Raw genomic sequence first — 2046 nt, forward strand, 5'->3', positions numbered from 1 at the left:
GCCATCGGCCGCTTGTCGGTAGGCCGAGCTCGGATCCGCCGGCTGGAGATCGACGAACTGATCGTCCATCGCGTGTCCGAGGCCAAACGGCGGGGCTAGTGGGAAGCGAATAACCTCGTCCTTCGACAGGCTCAGGATGTGGTTATTCTACTGCCGAGCCTGCAAAGGGTCCTCATCCTGAGCCTGTCGAAGGACGAGGACCAAGCACGGTGTTGGCCGTGATCGGCCTTAAGCCACCTTCAGCTCGACCTCGATATTGCCGCGCGTGGCCTTCGAATACGGGCAGACCTGGTGGGCGGCGTGCAGCAGCTTTTCAGCGGTCGTGGCGTCCAGGTCCGGCGCGTTTAGCGTCAGGCGGGCGCCGATGTGGAAGCCGGTGGCCTCCTCCTTGAACAGGTCGACCTCGACGTCGAGGCTGTGCTCGCCCAGCTTGACGCCTTCGCTCCGGGCGACCACGCCCAGGGCGCCCAGGAAACAGGCCCCATAGCCGGCCGCGAACAGCTGCTCGGGATTGGTGCCCTCGCCGTTGCCGCCCATCGATTTGGGATAGCCCAGCTTGACGTCCAGGTGGCCGTCGTCGGTCTTGGCGGTTCCTTCGCGGCCGCCGACAGCGTGCGAGCGGGCGGTGTAGAGGGCGGGCATGGGAGTGCTCCTTCAGGGGTGAGATCGCGAGGCGACCTTGCGACCGGCGCATGACAGGCGCAAGCGCGGCGCGCCTGAAGAAACCCCCTCCCCTCCGGGAGAGGTTTTCTTCAGGGCAAGGCCACCTTGGGCAGGGTGTCCTTGGTCTCGCAGGCCACGCGGCCCGCGCCGCCGACGGCGCCCTTGATGTCCTCGATCTTCTCGCCCTTGCGCCAGCCCTTGGGCGGGCCCTGGTCGCCGGAGAAGTCCATGCCCAGGTCGATCCACTTGTCGGCCGCGCAGTCCAGGGCGTACAGGATGATCGGGCCCTTGCCGGCCGGCCAGGCCTTGTAGGGTCCGTTGGGCCTTCCTTCGGCGATGCGCACGACCACCAGGCCGGACGCTTCGTCCACCCGCATGAAGTCCGCGTCGTAGAAGGTTTTCGCCTCGCCGGGCGAGGGCTTCCAGTTTTCCGCCAGGGTCGGGGTGGCCGTGGCCGTGGCCGCCAGGCCCAGCACGGTTACGCCAAGCAAACACAGTCCGAGCCGCCGCATGGGCGTCCTCCCCGTATTTCGTCATTGGGAGGAGGCTACGCCCGCCAAGCTTGAGCGGCAAGCTCCGCGAACGGCGTTATGCGCCCCGCGCGGCCAGGCGCGCCTCAAGGCCTTCGGCGATGGCGGCGTTGATCGCCGCGACCCCGGCGGCGGGGCCGCCCGGATGCTTCCAGACCCCGGCAGAGACGGCCAGGAAGTCGGCCCCAGCCGCGGCCAGGCCGGCGGCGTTGTCGGCGGTGATGCCGCCGATCGCCACCGAGGGGACTTCCATCGTCTCCTGCCAGATCGACAGAAGCTCGGGATCGGCGGTGGTCGGCGCGTCCTTGGTGGTGGTCGGGAAGAAGGCCCCGAAGGCCACGTAGTCGGCCCCGGCCTCGGCGGCCTCCATGGCCAGGTGGCGGCTGTCGTGGCAGGTGACGCCGATCATGGCCTTCGGGCCCATGATCTTGCGGGCCTCGCTGTAGGGCGTGTCGCTCTGACCGACATGGACTCCGTCGCAGCCGAGGCGCGCGGCGAGGTCAGGACGGTCGTTGAGGATCACCGCCACGTCGCGCGACCGGGCGATGGGGCTCAGCGCCTGGACAGCGGCGGTGATGATGTCGTCCGGGGCGTCCTTGAGCCGGATCTGCAGCGCGGCCACGTCGCCGGCGTCCAGGGCGGCGGCCAGGTCATGGCCGAAGGCGGCCAGGTCGTCCAGGACGGGCGGGGTGATCAGATAGAGGCGGCAGTCGGTCATGGAGCCGGGATTACGCCGATTTGCCCAAAGGGGCGAGAGGCGGCGCAGCCCCCTCCGGCCCTTCGGGCCACCTCCCCCAGAGGGGGAGGATCTGATCGCGCTAGATGATCCCCCTCTGGGGGAGCTGTCGCGGAG

At 69.1% G+C, this 2046-nt stretch carries 3 protein-coding genes; all 3 read right to left on the bottom strand.

Annotated elements, in window-relative coordinates; all coding sequences use genetic code 11:
- Positions 1–228 precede the first annotated feature (228 nt).
- Positions 229–642, bottom strand: a complete 414-nt coding sequence (locus WAL33_RS03245) for an organic hydroperoxide resistance protein (protein ID WP_422178430.1) — start codon at positions 640–642, stop codon at positions 229–231.
- 110 nt (positions 643–752) lie between these two features.
- The gene (locus WAL33_RS03250) at positions 753–1154 is read right to left on the bottom strand and encodes a hypothetical protein (RefSeq protein WP_422178432.1); all 402 of its coding nucleotides are present in this window, start codon (positions 1152–1154) and stop codon (positions 753–755) included.
- 97 nt (positions 1155–1251) lie between these two features.
- Entirely contained in the window at positions 1252–1911 is a 660-nt protein-coding gene (thiE, locus tag WAL33_RS03255) for a thiamine phosphate synthase (protein WP_422178434.1), read from the bottom strand.
- Between the last annotated feature and the right edge of the window lie 135 nt (positions 1912–2046).

The organism is Caulobacter sp. (genome assembly GCF_049283275.1).
GTDB lineage: Bacteria > Pseudomonadota > Alphaproteobacteria > Caulobacterales > Caulobacteraceae > Caulobacter.